Below are 15217 nucleotides of genomic sequence, written 5' to 3'. Positions count from 1 at the left end.
AGTCATAGCAATAGGAGTAATTATTTTGGCCACGCGTATCGATAATAAAAAGCTAACCAAAAGTAGCCGCGCTTGGATAAAAGAACATATTGATGATCATTATGTGAAAAAAGCCCAACAAGATGGCTATCGTGCACGTGCCGCTTATAAACTCATTGAGATCAATGACAAGACTAATCTTATTAGTAAAGGTATGACCGTAGTTGATTTAGGAAGTGCTCCGGGTAGTTGGTCACAAGTAGCCAGCAAATTGGTTGGAGAAAAAGGAACATTAATAGCTTCTGATATTTTAGCCATGGATGCCTTGGCAGATGTTACCTTTATTCAAGGGGATTTTCGCGAAGCAGCAGTTTTTGACAGTATTATGGCTGAGGTCGGCGACAGGTCAGTAGATGTAGTGTTGTCAGATATGGCCCCTAATACTGCAGGCAATAGTGCTATTGATCAGCCACGAATGATTTACTTATGCGAGCTGGCAGTAGATTTTGCTTTGGCCACATTGCCAGAGGGTGGGGCGTTGATCATGAAAGTATTCCAAGGTTCTGGAACACAAGAGCTACGTAAAAAGATGCAGATTGATTTTAGTAAAGTGCGTACGATTAAACCTGATGCATCACGCCCGCGCTCAAAAGAGGTGTTTTGGATAGCTATAAAATAATTTATATATTCAGGCTATTCAATAGGTTATGATAAGTTGATAACCTATGATAAATCATCGGTAAGCTCCTTTAAAGCAGATAGAAACTGCTACAATTGTTAACTCAATAAACTCAACCTATGTATTGAATAATAAGAGTTAAATCCACATATAATGCTATATTAACTTTGTTTCTAGTATTTATTTTAAGCAAAGTCGTCTGATAATAAACGATTAAGTTTATAGGCGTCACGTGTCAAGTTGACACACCAATAAGTAAGGGATGGGAAAACTAGTGAGCGACATGGTAAAAAATACCTTATTGTGGCTGGTGATAATCGGCGTTTTGGTGCTGGTATTCAGCGGCTTTGATAAATCTACTGAGCCTGATAGCCTAAACTACTCTGAATTCGTGACCGCAGTGTCCGAAAATCAGGTAGCTAGCATTGAAATTGACGGCGAGCAAATCACTGGCGAGAAGAAAAATGGTTCAACTTTTGAGACCATTCGCCCTGCTGTAGCTGATGAACAGCTACTACCGCTACTGCGTGAAAACAAAGTAAATATTGAAGGTACGGCACCTAAGCGTCAAAGTGTCTTAATGCAGTTGTTAATTGCCAGCTTCCCAATCCTGTTGATTATCGGCCTCTTTTTATTCTTTATGCGTAATATGCAAGGTGGCGCTGGCGGGAAAGGTGGCGGTCCGATGAGCTTCGGTAAATCGAAAGCTAAAATGCTTACTGAAGACCAGATCAAAGTAAACTTCGACGATGTGGCTGGTTGTGAAGAAGCCAAAGAAGAAGTCGTTGAAGTAGTTGAGTTCTTACGTGATCCTGACAAATTTACTAAACTTGGTGCTACTATTCCACGTGGTATTTTGATGGTAGGTCCACCGGGTACTGGTAAAACACTGTTAGCGCGAGCCATTGCAGGTGAGGCTAAAGTACCATTCTTCTCAATTTCAGGGTCTGATTTTGTGGAGATGTTCGTCGGTGTTGGTGCTTCTCGTGTCCGTGATATGTTTGAACAGGCCAAGAAAAGTGCGCCATGTATCATCTTTATCGATGAGATTGATGCAGTAGGTCGCCATCGTGGTTCCGGCATGGGCGGTGGTAATGATGAACGTGAGCAGACGCTTAACCAATTACTAGTTGAGATGGATGGTTTTGAAGGTAATGAAGGCGTTATCGTTATTGCGGCAACTAACCGTGCCGATGTACTCGATAAAGCTTTATTACGTCCAGGCCGTTTTGACCGTCAAGTACAAGTAGGCTTGCCAGACATTAAAGGTCGTGAGCAAATTTTAAAAGTGCATTTGCGTAAGCTGCCTAACACTACTGGGGTCGATGCCAATTCACTGGCTCGTGGTACTCCTGGATTCACTGGTGCACAGCTTGCCAACTTAGTGAACGAAGCTGCATTATTTGCCGCTCGTCGCAGCAAACGCAGTGTAGATATGAATGACTTTGAAGACGCTAAAGATAAGCTATACATGGGTCCTGAGCGTAAGTCTATGGTCATCCGTGAAGAAGAGCGTCGTGCTACTGCTTATCATGAGTCAGGCCATGCGTTAGTCGCTGAACTTTTACCAGGCACTGATCCTGTACATAAAGTCACTATCATGCCACGTGGCTTTGCCCTTGGGGTAACTTGGCAGCTGCCTGAGCATGACCAAACTAGTCTTTATAAGTCAAAAATGCTCAGTGATATCGCTATCTTGTTCGGTGGTCGGATTGCAGAAGAAGTGTTTATTAATCAGATGTCAACGGGCGCTTCTAATGACTTTGAGCGTGCTACTAAAATGGCACGAGCGATGGTCACTAAATACGGTATGTCTGATGCGTTAGGCATCATGGTCTACGAAGATGATGATAATTCGCAAGGCTACTTTGGTGGCGGTGGACGCTCTATTTCAGAAGCTACTCAGCAAAAAGTAGATGATGAAGTGCGCCGGATGTTAGAAGAGCAGTATGATATCGCTCGTGAGCTAATCGAAGCCAACCAAGATAAGATGCATGCTATGGTAGATGCTTTAATGAAGTGGGAAACTATCGATCGGGATCAATTACAAGATATCTTAGCTGGTGAAGCACCACGTGCACCAAGAGTTTATCAACATAATGAAGTCAATCTCTCGAAAGATCATACGACTACTACTGTTACACCACCGCCATTACCAGCGATGTAGAGTAGGCTGTTAGCTTTATAAGTTGATTGAGTATTATGGTAAGAAGCCCTTTCTAGTAAAGGGCTTTTTTTTGTGCAAATTTGCGCTTAATAATGAGTTTAGTACTAAGGCTGATGAATAGGAAGCGTTACCAACGATAAAGAATCGCTAGTAAGCGCTACTTACTCCTAAGGTTATTTTACTGCTATGATAAGTAAGATTTGTTACCTTACCTATAAATATTTCTACTATTGGATGGCTCATGTCATTATTTCAGCCTTTACCAGCATATAAAATAACTAGTCGTCATAAAGTGCTAGACTTATCCCAGCCTCATATTATGGCCATATTAAATGTGACTCCTGATTCCTTTTCAGACGGTGGTCGGTTTAATGGCGTTGACGAGGCCGTTAGCCACTGTCAAGAAATGATACGAGCAGGGGCAACTATTATCGATATTGGTGGTGAGTCTACTCGGCCCAATGCTGAAATCATCGGCACTACTGAAGAGATTAATCGAGTTATACCAGTAGTGAAAGCCATTCGTAAGCAGTGCGGTGATGATATATGGCTGTCTATCGATACTAGCAATCCTGCGGTAATAGAAGCCGCTGTTGCAGCAGGAGCAGATATTTGGAATGATGTGCGCGCGCTAAAACGTCCAGGTGCAGCAGCCATGGCAGTGCAGCTGGATATACCTATTATGCTAATGCATATGCGCGGTGAACCGACGACTATGAACGACTTGGCACACTATGAGGATGTTATAACTGAAGTGAGTGCTGAGCTGATTGCTCGTATAGAGCAAGTTACTGCTGCTGGCGTCAAGCATGATAAGATAATCATTGATCCAGGCTTTGGCTTTGCTAAGAATTATGAGCATCATTGTGCGCTATTAACCCAATTGCACCGCTTACAATCGCTTGAGTTGCCAATCATATTCGGCATTTCTCGTAAGCGTTTTTTGGCAGAAGTGCTACAAAAAAGCGGGGTGGCAACGGTGGCAGATACGCAAGCCGTACAACGTGATGCTGCGAGCACTGCGGCAGGATTATTAGCATTACAACAAGGGGCTAGCATCATCCGTACTCATAATGTCGCCATGATGCAGCAAGCAGTAGCCTTATGGCAACAGCTAGTGGCTTATGATATTGATAACAATAACAAAAGTGCTAGTACTAGTACAAATAGCAGTAATAGTATCAATGTCAGCAGCAGCAGCAGCAGCAGCAGCAGCAGCAGCAGCAGCAGCAGCAGCATCAACACCAACACTAGTAGCAAGATGTAGTTTCGATGGCCTATTTCAACTTTTATAATATACAGAGCATATTCTATGAGCACTATCGATTCAGGGATTAATAAACCAGCGCAACAGCCGGAAGCAACTACTGAGCAGCGCCGTATTATTTATCAAGCACGCCGCGGACTCAAAGAGTTGGATTTTTATATCGACCCTTATATTAAAGAGCTTTATCTACTAGCGACTCCTGCTGAGCAGCTGACCTTTGCGGAGATGCTTACTTATGAAGATCCGGATTTATTAGATTATTTTACCAATCAGAGCCAACCAGAAGATAAAGCGGTATGGGCACTAGTAAACAAGATCAAAACATGGCGCCACGGCAAAGGGTTATGATAGCGATGACTACTATAAAATAATTGCTAGCAGTTATAGAGCCAGCTAATGCAGAATTTTTATGACGTCATTAGCTAAGGTATAAGCCTAAGGATATGATACTTATGACTTCGCTACGCATTGACACAGCTATCGGTACTAGTAGTTATTTAAGGCTGCTGCTATATGTGGCATTGACTAGCGTACTAATACTATTAGCTTGGTCGGCTAATTTATCGCTTTGGCAATATGGGTTACTAATAACTGTAACTGCGCTGGTAGGAAGTTATTTGGCTTTATCGCGACCAATCTTGCTGCACTTAAGTCAGCCACCCCTAAGTCAACCGCTTAATCAAGGCTGGCAACTGCTAATGCGTACCGGCCATGGTGATAAGTTATGGCAAGCTGATCTAGTAAAAGTATATCGTTATCAGGCTATTATTCATTTTAGTTTCCAGCTGGTTGAACCTTATCGTAAACCTTGGGCAGTGACAGTATATCGTGACCAGATGAGTAAGGAGCAGTGGCAACAGCTAAATATACTAGCTACGGTTACCTATGTGCACACTTGAGAGTGGGATACAGGAATTAAATGTGCCGATTAAAAGCGCTGTGTTAAACGATAACTAAATTTTTATGGTTGGTTATCTAAGTGCTACAGCCTATAACAAAATGCCTATCTAGATAGTTATTGATATCTGCTATCTTACTTGAATAGCTATTCCCTATCTCTTTGATAGGGATGCTGACATGAAAGTTACTAATCGTTATTTGGCCAAACCAATATCTCAATAATAAAAGGATGATACCATGAGTTTATTAGGAAATTTAGTTTCACAAGTTGCCCGTAGTGCTTTAGACCCACAAGACGCTCAGCGCAATCCCGTTAATCAACAAAGTGCGCCACGCCGTACTGGTGGACTAGGGGATATATTGGGTAGCGTATTGACTGGCGGTAGCCATCAGCCACGAGACTACAATCCGCAGCAGTATGAGCGTCAGCAAGACAATGGTTTTGGTCTGGATGATATTATAGGCGGCTTAGGTGGGCTGATGGGCGGTAACCAACGTGGCGGTATGAGTTCAGGTTCAGGCGGCTTAGGCGATATTTTAGGCAGTGTGCTAGGTGGTGGACAACGCCGCAGTGGCTTCGGTGGCAAAGGCATGCTGGTAGCTGCTTTAATGCCTATGGTACTCAGCTGGGTACAACGTAATGGTGGCTTGAGTGGCGCATTATCTAAAATAATGGGTATGGGCTATGAGAGCCAAGCTAAGTCTTGGATGAGTAATAACCAACAAAATGACAATCTTGATCCCAACGAAGTCAGTCGCTTATTTGATGAAAATGAGATTCAGCAAGTAGCTGCGCATACAGGAGCTAATGATAGCGAAGTCCGTCAAGGTTTAGCGGAACTATTACCTGAAGTAATGAATCAGCTGACTCCTAACGGTAACTTAGATCACGAATCTGAAGCCAACCAAGAGATTGATCAAATTATCAACCAACTATCTAGCCGCTTAGGTAGCTTAAAATAGTAGTTTTATGCTATTGATTATGAATAGATAAATAAATTATTATAAAAGTGAGTTTATAGATAGCTAAAGAGTACGCTAAATAGCGTGCTCTTTTTTATTGTCTATGATAAAGCAGCACTCATATAGTGGTTATATGTCATCTATATAGTTAGTTGATGGTTACTTCACAGTTTAACTGTGCTTTAATTATAAGTTAGTAACACCCAGTGTTATATATCAAGCCTATTAGATCAATAAATTAGAGAAGAGAGTAGATGATGCCGTTTAAGCCCATACCTAGTGCCATTGCTATTTTAGTGGCTTTAATTATTTGGTTTATCATTCCTATACCTACTGGCGTGACCCCTGAAGCTTGGCATATGTTAGCGCTATTTATTGGAACTATTGTGGCTATTATCGGTAAAGCCTTACCAATTGGGGCTATTGCTATTATCGCTGTAACTTTAGTAGCGCTTACCGGTGTTACTAATGAAAGTCCAAAAGAAGCTATTGCCGATGCCTTATCTAGCTATTCAAGCCCACTGATTTGGTTGATTGGGATAGCAGTTATGATCTCACGAGGCTTGATAAAAACTGGTCTAGGGCGGCGTATTGCTTATTACTTTATCTCTATTTTTGGTAAAAAAACTATCGGCGTGGCTTATTCACTAACCGCAGCTGAATTAATGATTGCCCCTATTACCCCCTCTAATACTGCACGAGGTGGGGGTATTATTCATCCGATTATGAAGTCTATTGCGCAAAGTTTTCACTCGACTCCTGAGGAGGGCAGTCAAAAAAAGATCGGTAGTTACTTAGCGATGGTCAATTATCACGCTAACCCTATCACTTCAGGGATGTTTATTACTGCAACCGCTCCCAACCCTTTAGTCGTTGACTTAGTCAATAAAGCTACTGGTGGTGATATTCAGCTGTCATGGACTACATGGGCAGTGGCGATGTTTATACCAGGTATGTTGTGTTTGATATTGATGCCAATAGTTATTTATCTTATTTATCCTCCCGAAGTTAAACAAACCCCTGATGCTAAGAATTTTGCAAAAGACAATTTGCGGGAGATGGGGCAGGTAAGTACTCAAGAGAAGATCATGCTTGGGGTGTTTGCGCTAATGCTTATATTATGGGCCAATATACCGGCGTTACTCTTAGGTGAGCAATATAGCGTCGACGCTACCACTACAGCGTTTATTGGCCTCTCCACTTTGATACTGACTGGGGTGCTGACTTGGGACGATATACTCCAAGAGAAATCGGCTTGGGATACTATTATTTGGTTCGGTGCCTTGATTATGATGGCCTCATACCTAAATAAACTAGGGCTAATCAGTTGGTTTTCAGAAAATATTCAAGCTATGATCGCGATGACGGGCTTAGGTTGGATCGGAGCAGTAGTGATTCTAACTTTAGTATATCTTTATATTCACTACCTCTTTGCAAGTACTACGGCGCACATCACTGCTCTCTTCGCAGCTTTCTATGCGGTTGGACTGAGCTTAGGTGCGCCACCGATGCTGTATGCGCTAATTCTGGCAGCAGCTGGTAATATTATGATGACCCTAACCCATTATGCAACTGGTACGGCGCCAGTTATTTTTAACTCAGGTTATGTGACACTTGGAGAATGGTGGGGAGTTGGCGCAGTAATGAGTGTAGTGAACTTAGTGATTTGGATTGGCGCAGGTCTACTATGGTGGAAGTTCTTGGGCTATTATTAATTTCACCCTCAATTGATATCAGATGTGAGTTATCGCTAAAAATTCGCAGAAGCTCCTAAGTAAGCTTAAGTCTCTACTGCTAAAAGCGCTCATCTAAAGTATCTAGAGTATAGTTGAGCGCTTGAAAGCAAACATCACCATTAAAACCGCGATATTGTAAAAAACGTAGTTGTTTAGCTTTTTCTTTTTGTTCAGTAGGAATATGGTCGCCATATTTTTTGGTACGGGCAGTCACTGCTAGTTTGAGCCAATCAACCCCCTCAACTAAGCTGTCCTCATCTTCATCAACGAACTCGCTAAACTCCTCAGAATCAGTATTAGCCATGTCAATAAGCTCATCAATATTACTGGGCATATCGATATTTTTTTTATAAAATTCTTGTCTAATATGGCCACGGCCACGACCCTTACGAATGCTTTCACGAATCAGCATCAAAGTCGTACGATAATCGCTTTGATAGCCTTTTTGTGCAAACTCATCTAGTAAGGTATCAATGCTATCTGGGTCTTGCTCCTTGTCGAGTAGCTTTTGCTTGAGCTCAGCTCGTCCATACTCACGGCGAGACAAGTAATAAAAAGCCAGCCAACGTAAGCGACTCTCAGCTTTGATAGCATCTAACTCAGCTTGTTTTTGCTCAGGCGTGCGTAGATAGGCCTTTAAAGCAGAGGGAAGATTATCTGTTGAATGAATGGTTTCGCTACTGCTGTCATTGTTACTATCGACAGCCTGGTTTTGACTAAGGTGGCCATCTTGCTTTATTTCTGCGAGCATCTGCTTGATACTTTGTGCCGCAGGCGGCTGATAGATAGGGGCGTCATTAGGTTCAGCAATAAAGTCTGAGGCGGGATGAAAAGTTTTTTTCTTTTTTTTCTTATTATTGGAGTTGGATTTAGCAGCTTGAACTGAAGAGCCGATAGCAGACTTTGGGTAAAGAGTTTGGCTGAAGAGTGCGTCGTCTACGCTAGAGCTAGACGCGATTGGCTGTTTATCGTTTGAATAGTAAGCTTTAGATTTTTTATTTTGCTTACGTTCAGATACAGTAGAACTAGCCGAGTCGCCTGACGACTCAGCTAGTATTTCGGCTAAGGTTTTAATCTGCATAATAGTTAATCACGCGAGTTATATCACAGCGCCTAAGCAAGCAGCTGCTATTGTATTGGTTCTGCTGCTAGTTCTTCATCAGCTTCTTCAACTTTTGCTGGTTTACCATCATCAACTGGGCCTAGTTTTTCGGCACGGATTTTGGCTTCAATTTCTTCAGCAATAGCAGGGTTTTCTTTGAGATAGATGACTGAATTGGCTTTACCTTGACCAATTTTTTCATCGCCATAGCTATACCAAGAGCCCGCTTTACCTACGGCACCGATTTCAACGCCTAAGTCGATTACTTCTGCTAAATGGTTAGTACCTTCACCATAAGTAATTTCGAACTCTGCTTGACGAAAAGGCGGAGCCATTTTGTTTTTGATGACTTTGACACGAGTCTGGTTACCGATGATTTCATCACCATTTTTGACTGCACCAATACGGCGAATATCCATGCGTACAGAAGCGTAAAACTTTAGAGCGTTACCGCCAGTAGTCGTCTCTGGGCTACCAAACATTACCCCGATTTTCATACGGATTTGGTTAATAAACACTACCATACAGTTAGAGCGTTTGGCATTACCAGTAATTTTACGTAGGGCTTGACTCATCAAACGTGCTTGTAAGCCCATATGTGAATCACCCATCTCACCTTCGATTTCAGCACGTGGCGTCAAAGCAGCTACTGAGTCAATAACGATCATATCGACTGCACCTGATCGTACCAGCATATCAGTGATTTCAAGCGCTTGTTCGCCATTATCAGGCTGAGAGATCAATAAGTCGTCAGTGTTGATACCAAGTTTGCGTGCATAGACTGGATCTAGAGCATGCTCAGCATCAATAAAGGCACAAGTACCGCCTTGCTTTTGGCACTGGGCGATTGCTTGTAAGGTCATAGTGGTTTTACCTGAGCTTTCAGGACCATAAATCTCAATAATACGACCTTTAGGGAGACCGCCAATACCGAGAGCAATATCTAATCCAAGCGAGCCTGTTGAGACTACATCAACATCCATAGCGGCTGAATCGTCACCCAGATGCATAATAGTATTTTTGCCAAATTGCTTTTCGATTTGACCTAATGCTGCTTTAAGTGCTTTAGCTTTGTTCTCGTCCATAATGGACTCCTTGTTATCAACAAATATTATTAACAGATAATTTAAATATAAAACCATCTCAGCTAGCAGTTAGTGACTGATACTTAGCATCACCTAATAAGTAAACTATCTTAATAGCCAGTAAGTCGTTTTATTAGTAAATAGGGCTTACCTTGCTATAATTGCTAGCGTTAAATCATACAACCATTAAGGTCATACCAAAGGTATAGCATTGAGAGTGAAACAAACAGTGCAAGATGATATGAGTGACATATCATCTTACTATACAGGAAATATCAACGATAAAAAGTCAATAATAGTCAGGCTTTGCCCAGACATTATAGAACAGGGTTAGACGTTTGCTGTTACGGCCACCTGTTTATTAGATGAGGTAATTATAGCAAAATCCAAGGCTTTTATTTAGTGACCCTAGACGCTAAGCGACAATCATTGTCGCGTAAATTTTTAATATTTTAGTAGTTAATTAAGGTTACTTATTAGACGAAAGATGCTATAAATAAGCAGTAGGCCTTATTATTCATAGTCTATAATTTAATGCTGTTGAGAATAGTTTAGGCTTCAGTGTGATTTGTATCATTAAATGGTTCACCTATTAGCTATTAACGATTCAATAAATTTGCAACATTATTGGATGCCGTTGTCAATATTTAATTGACTCAGGACTATAAAATAATTGATATTAGTTCTTAAGCTGTGAAACATAGATATTATTAATAACTTAATTAAAAATAATCTAAAATAATTTTATATCTATTTAAATTATGTATAAGCTATTGATTTTATTGAAATTATAAATTGTATAAAAAGTAACCAATTTTACCTTATCCTTTAAGCTATCAACTCAGATCGCTGTCAAGTAGTGAGTTATCCACAGGGTTATCCACAGCTTCTGGGGAGAACTCAGCAAACCCTTATGCTGTCACTGTTTGCGCAGATGGCAAAACCACTGGCGCTTATAGATTAGAGCTAAAAAGGGCTAACTGCTGCTAATAACTACTACTAAAGTCACTAATAACAGCGAGGTTTCACATCAGCTACGGTTATCTGTAGAGGGCTGATTATAACTAGCTGACGGCTGATAGCATAAAACAGCAGCTCAGATAAAAATAATAACTAATTAAATTAGCCGACTGAGCACTGAGAAAAATCATCCTGTAGAGGGACAAGCAAAAAACCCTAGTCTATCTAAACTGAGCTATCAACTATTTATCAGCAGACCTAAAAAAGCGACTGTCTAAGCAGTCGCTATGTTTATGGATACAGTAGTCGTTATCAGCTGGTCACAGGTTTAGTCTTTAGTATAAATAAGATCCCAAACCCCATGACCACTCTGCAATCCACGACGCTCAAATTTAGTCATCGGACGAAAGTCGGGGCGACTAGTAAACTTGCCTTTACCGGCCTGATTGGTTAGCCCGTTAAAATCATCTAGCACCTCAATCATCCAAAACGCATAATGTTCCCAATCAGTGGCAGTGTGGAACCAGCCGCCTTGTTTCAGGCTGCGGGTAACAATAGCCATGCGCTCTGGGCTGACAAAACGACGTTTATAATGGCGCTTTTTTTGCCATGGATCAGGAAAGTATAATTGAATACGATCGATATGATTTTCCGGAAGTTGTTTGAGCAGCTGGATAGCATCGCCATTGATAATTTTTATATTGGTTAAATTCTGCGTACCCGCCATATAAGCACATTTGCCAATACCTGGCTCATGTACTTCCACGCCAACGAAATTACGCGTAGGCTCAGCAGCTGCCATCTCAATGAGCGAATCACCAAGGCCAAAGCCAATCTCTAGGGTGAGAGGCGCTGCACTGCCGTTGACCGTATCAGCGAACAGTATGCGTAGATCATGAATGTTGTCTAAATCACCATCGCCATAGCTATTGTTGACTAAGTATTGGGCAAATTCTGGAGCAGTCAGAGCTTGCTCAGCATTCTTATTCATATGAGTACGACGTTTCATAAAAGTATTAACGATACGCATATGCTTGCTGTTAGCAGCTTCCTTATCTTCAGAAGCTACTACTGAATCCTCACTAATAATATCTGTAAAATTATCAGCTTGGTCGTCAGTAGGTTTATCAGGGTGAGGATGTTGACTCATAAGATTAGTGGCACTTAATAAGAGAAAAATATAAGCACATTATAGGCGAAATAGTTTCTACTGTGAATGTATATCACACTTTTGCTTATAAGCAACGTAAGCCATTATAAGTTGCCCTATAATGACAGAGGTTTTTATAAAAATACTGATGTCAAAAAATAGTTAAAAACCTCATTAGCCCTATTTTAATAACCAACAGAAGAGTCTACTGTCATGTTATTTATCGAGACCGATTCGCCACCACCATTTTATCAACCAAAGCTCACAGCTACTAAGCGTAAACAGCTGGATCAATGGTTTATTGGTCAGCGTACTCAAAACTATTATCTCAAGCGTTTTGCGGAGTTTGACCAACAAGGCTATTTGTCACCCAAATGGCATTGGGCAGCTTTTTTTATTACTTTTCCTTGGCTGCTTTATCGTAAGCGCTATATGGATGCACTAGTTTATAGCGTGGCGGGATGGTCATTTATTCAGCTGAATATTGCTATTGTATTGGTTGCTTTTGAATTTGTGGCTATGTCTTTTATAGCTGACGTCTACCAAATGCCTATACGCTTCGGTATTGCTGCTATTATTTGGTTGTTTTGGTCATTTATGGTGGCCCGATGGACAGATGCGTATTATTACCGCATGGCGCGTCGTGAGATCGCTGATGCGCTTGAAGATAACCCACGTGATGAAGCGGCACAAAAAGCGCACCTTAAACGTGAAGGTGGGGTGAGTTTATTTGGTCTTGGCTTAGGTTTTGGTTTCTTTGGTTTTGCGATGATGGTCATTTATGTGCAGTTCTTGCCTATTGTTGCTAAGCCAAAAGAGAATGAAGTAGTGTTCGATGCTTATGATATTACCAAGACCGCTCAAAATCGAGTAGCCATTATTTATGAGCAAACCGGTCGTTGTCCAACTGAGCTACCAGTAGATAGTGATAATCCACAAGTACGTATAAGTCTCAGTACCCAAGTAGAGGGCCAGCCTTCAGCAGATTGTGCCATTATTGGGACTATCCAACAGGTCAGGTTTCCTATACGCCATCTTAATAATCAAACCTTTATGTTCTATCACCATACTGACACTGATAGCTGGCGTTGCACCAGCTCACTCAATGAAAAACAAGCACCTCCATACTGCGCTAATGACTAAACTTTAAGCATCAAGTATTAAGCATTGCCGATTGTCATACCCGCTACTAGGAACAGCTGCTGTTGCAAAAACAGCTGTTTTTTAGTCGATAGTTTACACAGTCATGGCTTTAGAAAACCAGCAGGGTATAGCAAGGGTAGAGGGTAAAAACCATTACCGTTTCGGCTCAGTTACAATATTATCTTTATCCGAGTCATTGGCATTATCAACCGGCGTCGCTTGGTTTTTTAGAGCTTCATAAAACTCAGTAAGATCCAACTTGCGCCCTTTATCAATATCCTCATCAAACAAGCTCTCAAGTTCCGCTCTTGCCGATTGAGCAGAGGCAATCATACTTGCTTCATCGTCATAGATAGCTTGCTGACGCTCTATCAAATCATCGTCGTAATCACGGAAAGTCTCAATGGTTTCGCGGGCTTTTTCAGGGGAGATACCCAATAGTTGCAGTGACTCACGTGACATATCGAGTGACGATAAATAAGTCTCGCGCCAAATATGGCGTACACCTACTTCACGTAAGCGATAATAATGCTGACGATCGCGCGCCCGAGCTAAAATGACTAAATCAGGGTAGTTGCGGTGCAGATACTGTGCGGTAGTGACAGAACGTTCTAAATCGTCAACGGCAATAATGAATATTCGCGCTTTATCAATACCCGCAGCTCGTAAAATCTCAGGGTTTTTCGGGTCGCCATAGTAGACTTGGTTACCAAATTTACGCACGAAATCTACCCGATTAGCAGAGCGCTCGATAGCGGTAAACTCAATATTATGCATACGCAGTACCCGACCTATGATCTGCCCGACACGGCCAAAACCGGCAATAATGACCGGATGCTCGTGATCAGGGATAGTATCGTAGTCACGGCTGGGTTTGCTCTTAGCAAAAAATGGCTCACCGAGCTTTTCTAGTAATAAAAAAGCAACTGGCGTAAGGGCCATAGAGATAGTCACGATAAGGTTGAGCATATTAGCTAGCTCAGGAGGCAAGACATTTTGCGCCGAGGCCACACTAAACAGGACAAATGCAAACTCACCCCCTTGCGCTAAGGTGACACCGAGCCGAATACTAGTAGGTCCGCGATTACCTGAGAGTTTAGCGATGGCCGCTACTACTGCAAACTTGATCAGCATCAGGGCGATGGCACAACCAATGATAAATAGCGGCTTAGCTATAATAAGTTTTACATCAGTAAGCATGCCGACTGACATAAAAAATAAGCCAAGTAATAGCCCTTTAAAGGGTTCAATACTAGCCTCTAGCTCATGACGATACTCAGAATCGGCAAGTAGCACACCGGTTAAGAATGCTCCCAATGCCATTGATAGGCCAATCTGTCCCATCAAGATGGACACCCCCATGACAATGAATAGTGCTACTGCTGTCAATAACTCTGTTGCACCACTTGAGGCTACAAACTTAAAGAATGGCCTTACAATGTAACGGCTAGCAATGATTAAGCCGGCAAATACCGCAAAAACTTTAGCGAAGTAAATAAGGTCGTAGCTCTGTTCCCGTACTCCAGAAAAGAAGGGAATAACCGCTAGTAAGGGGATAACGGCGATGTCTTGGAATAGTAAGATAGTAAAGGCTTCACGGCCATGCGTACTAGAGAGCTGCTCCTTCTCGGTTAAAATCTGCAACACAAAAGCAGTAGAGGACAAGGCGAGACCAAAACCGACAATAAACGCAGTATCTAAATGTAGAGAAAAAACCTCATACAAAATAGCCATCAATATCGTGCCAGTAACCCCGACTTGTAAGCCACCGAGTACGAAAATAGAGCGACGCAGTGCCCAAAGCCGTGAAGGCTGCAATTCAAGGCCAATGATGAACAATAGCATCACCACCCCAAACTCAGAAAAGTGCAATAAGCTCTCAGCATCGCCTGCGACATCAAGGGCGCTTGGGCCTAATATCAAGCCGGTAATCAAATAGCCAAGAACAGTGGCAATACCAAAGCGCTTGCCAAGCGGGACAAACAGCAGCGCTGCTCCCAAAAATATAGTAGCTTGAAGCATCAAATTTGGTGAGCCGGCAGCGGCAGCGAACATAGTAAATCCCTAGCTATTAAAAAAAATATAA

Annotated in this window: 12 protein-coding genes; 8 read left to right on the top strand and 4 right to left on the bottom strand. The window is 41.9% G+C overall.

Annotated features, from left to right (window positions below; all coding sequences use genetic code 11):
- The first annotated feature begins 25 nt into the window (after positions 1-25).
- The 7 genes from KZA12_RS10940 (at position 26) to KZA12_RS10910 (ending at position 7670) form a co-directional block, all read left to right on the top strand.
- Positions 26-658, top strand: a complete 633-nt coding sequence (locus KZA12_RS10940) for an RlmE family RNA methyltransferase (RefSeq protein ID WP_201623515.1) — start codon at positions 26-28, stop codon at positions 656-658.
- Between the two features lie 274 nt (positions 659-932).
- Entirely contained in the window at positions 933-2825 is a 1893-nt protein-coding gene (gene ftsH, locus KZA12_RS10935; RefSeq protein WP_320157834.1) for an ATP-dependent zinc metalloprotease FtsH, read from the top strand.
- A gap of 241 nt (positions 2826-3066) precedes the next feature.
- Positions 3067-4092 carry a dihydropteroate synthase gene (gene folP, locus KZA12_RS10930; RefSeq protein WP_218690248.1) on the top strand — a complete coding sequence of 342 codons (1026 nt, stop codon included), beginning with the start codon at positions 3067-3069 and terminating at the stop codon, positions 4090-4092.
- A gap of 45 nt (positions 4093-4137) precedes the next feature.
- Entirely contained in the window at positions 4138-4440 is a 303-nt protein-coding gene (locus KZA12_RS10925; protein ID WP_218690247.1) for a succinate dehydrogenase assembly factor 2, read from the top strand.
- A gap of 104 nt (positions 4441-4544) precedes the next feature.
- Positions 4545-4991, top strand: coding sequence for a hypothetical protein (locus KZA12_RS10920; protein WP_256932943.1), 447 nt, complete (start codon positions 4545-4547; stop codon positions 4989-4991).
- 238 nt (positions 4992-5229) lie between these two features.
- Positions 5230-5955, top strand: a complete 726-nt coding sequence (locus tag KZA12_RS10915) for a YidB family protein (protein ID WP_218690245.1) — start codon at positions 5230-5232, stop codon at positions 5953-5955.
- 257 nt (positions 5956-6212) lie between these two features.
- Complete coding sequence (locus KZA12_RS10910) at positions 6213-7670, top strand: anion permease (RefSeq protein ID WP_218690281.1); 1458 nt, start codon at positions 6213-6215, stop codon at positions 7668-7670.
- Between the two features lie 79 nt (positions 7671-7749).
- On the opposite strand, the gene KZA12_RS10905 is transcribed toward KZA12_RS10910, so the two are convergent.
- The 3 genes from KZA12_RS10905 to trmB all read right to left on the bottom strand — a co-directional run bounded on the left by KZA12_RS10905 (position 7750) and on the right by trmB (position 11988).
- On the bottom strand, positions 7750-8772 hold the full coding sequence (locus KZA12_RS10905) for a regulatory protein RecX (RefSeq protein WP_218690244.1): 1023 nt from the start codon (positions 8770-8772) through the stop codon (positions 7750-7752).
- A 47-nt stretch (positions 8773-8819) separates the two neighbouring features.
- Positions 8820-9878, bottom strand: coding sequence for a recombinase RecA (gene recA, locus KZA12_RS10900; protein ID WP_201623521.1), 1059 nt, complete (start codon positions 9876-9878; stop codon positions 8820-8822).
- Between the two features lie 1288 nt (positions 9879-11166).
- Positions 11167-11988 carry a tRNA (guanosine(46)-N7)-methyltransferase TrmB gene (gene trmB / locus KZA12_RS10895; RefSeq protein ID WP_218690243.1) on the bottom strand — a complete coding sequence of 274 codons (822 nt, stop codon included), beginning with the start codon at positions 11986-11988 and terminating at the stop codon, positions 11167-11169.
- A gap of 213 nt (positions 11989-12201) precedes the next feature.
- Here trmB and KZA12_RS10890 point away from each other — a divergent pair, with 213 nt between their 5' ends.
- Positions 12202-13131, top strand: coding sequence for a DUF2628 domain-containing protein (locus tag KZA12_RS10890; RefSeq protein WP_218690242.1), 930 nt, complete (start codon positions 12202-12204; stop codon positions 13129-13131).
- A 153-nt stretch (positions 13132-13284) separates the two neighbouring features.
- On the opposite strand, the gene KZA12_RS10885 is transcribed toward KZA12_RS10890, so the two are convergent.
- Positions 13285-15186 carry a monovalent cation:proton antiporter-2 (CPA2) family protein gene (locus tag KZA12_RS10885; RefSeq protein WP_201623524.1) on the bottom strand — a complete coding sequence of 634 codons (1902 nt, stop codon included), beginning with the start codon at positions 15184-15186 and terminating at the stop codon, positions 13285-13287.
- Between the last annotated feature and the right edge of the window lie 31 nt (positions 15187-15217).

This window comes from Psychrobacter sp. BF1 (assembly GCF_019279065.1).
In the GTDB taxonomy this organism is placed as follows: Bacteria; Pseudomonadota; Gammaproteobacteria; order Pseudomonadales; family Moraxellaceae; genus Psychrobacter; species Psychrobacter urativorans.
The sequence above is the reverse complement of the archived record's forward strand: the minus strand, read 5'-3'. Positions and strand labels throughout refer to the sequence as shown.

Bases quoted from the DNA above. Each gene is read 5' to 3' on its own strand.
- KZA12_RS10890 (WP_218690242.1), top strand. From the start codon at position 12,202: ATGTTATTTATCGAGACCGATTCGCCACCACCATTTTATCAACCAAAG.
- KZA12_RS10885 (WP_201623524.1), bottom strand. From the start codon at position 15,186: ATGTTCGCTGCCGCTGCCGGCTCACCAAATTTGATGCTTCAAGCTACT.
- KZA12_RS10925 (WP_218690247.1), top strand. From the start codon at position 4,138: ATGAGCACTATCGATTCAGGGATTAATAAACCAGCGCAACAGCCGGAA.
- recA (WP_201623521.1), bottom strand. From the start codon at position 9,878: ATGGACGAGAACAAAGCTAAAGCACTTAAAGCAGCATTAGGTCAAATC.
- KZA12_RS10920 (WP_256932943.1), top strand. From the start codon at position 4,545: ATGACTTCGCTACGCATTGACACAGCTATCGGTACTAGTAGTTATTTA.
- trmB (WP_218690243.1), bottom strand. From the start codon at position 11,988: ATGAGTCAACATCCTCACCCTGATAAACCTACTGACGACCAAGCTGAT.
- KZA12_RS10910 (WP_218690281.1), top strand. From the start codon at position 6,213: ATGCCGTTTAAGCCCATACCTAGTGCCATTGCTATTTTAGTGGCTTTA.
- KZA12_RS10905 (WP_218690244.1), bottom strand. From the start codon at position 8,772: ATGCAGATTAAAACCTTAGCCGAAATACTAGCTGAGTCGTCAGGCGAC.
- folP (WP_218690248.1), top strand. From the start codon at position 3,067: ATGTCATTATTTCAGCCTTTACCAGCATATAAAATAACTAGTCGTCAT.
- KZA12_RS10915 (WP_218690245.1), top strand. From the start codon at position 5,230: ATGAGTTTATTAGGAAATTTAGTTTCACAAGTTGCCCGTAGTGCTTTA.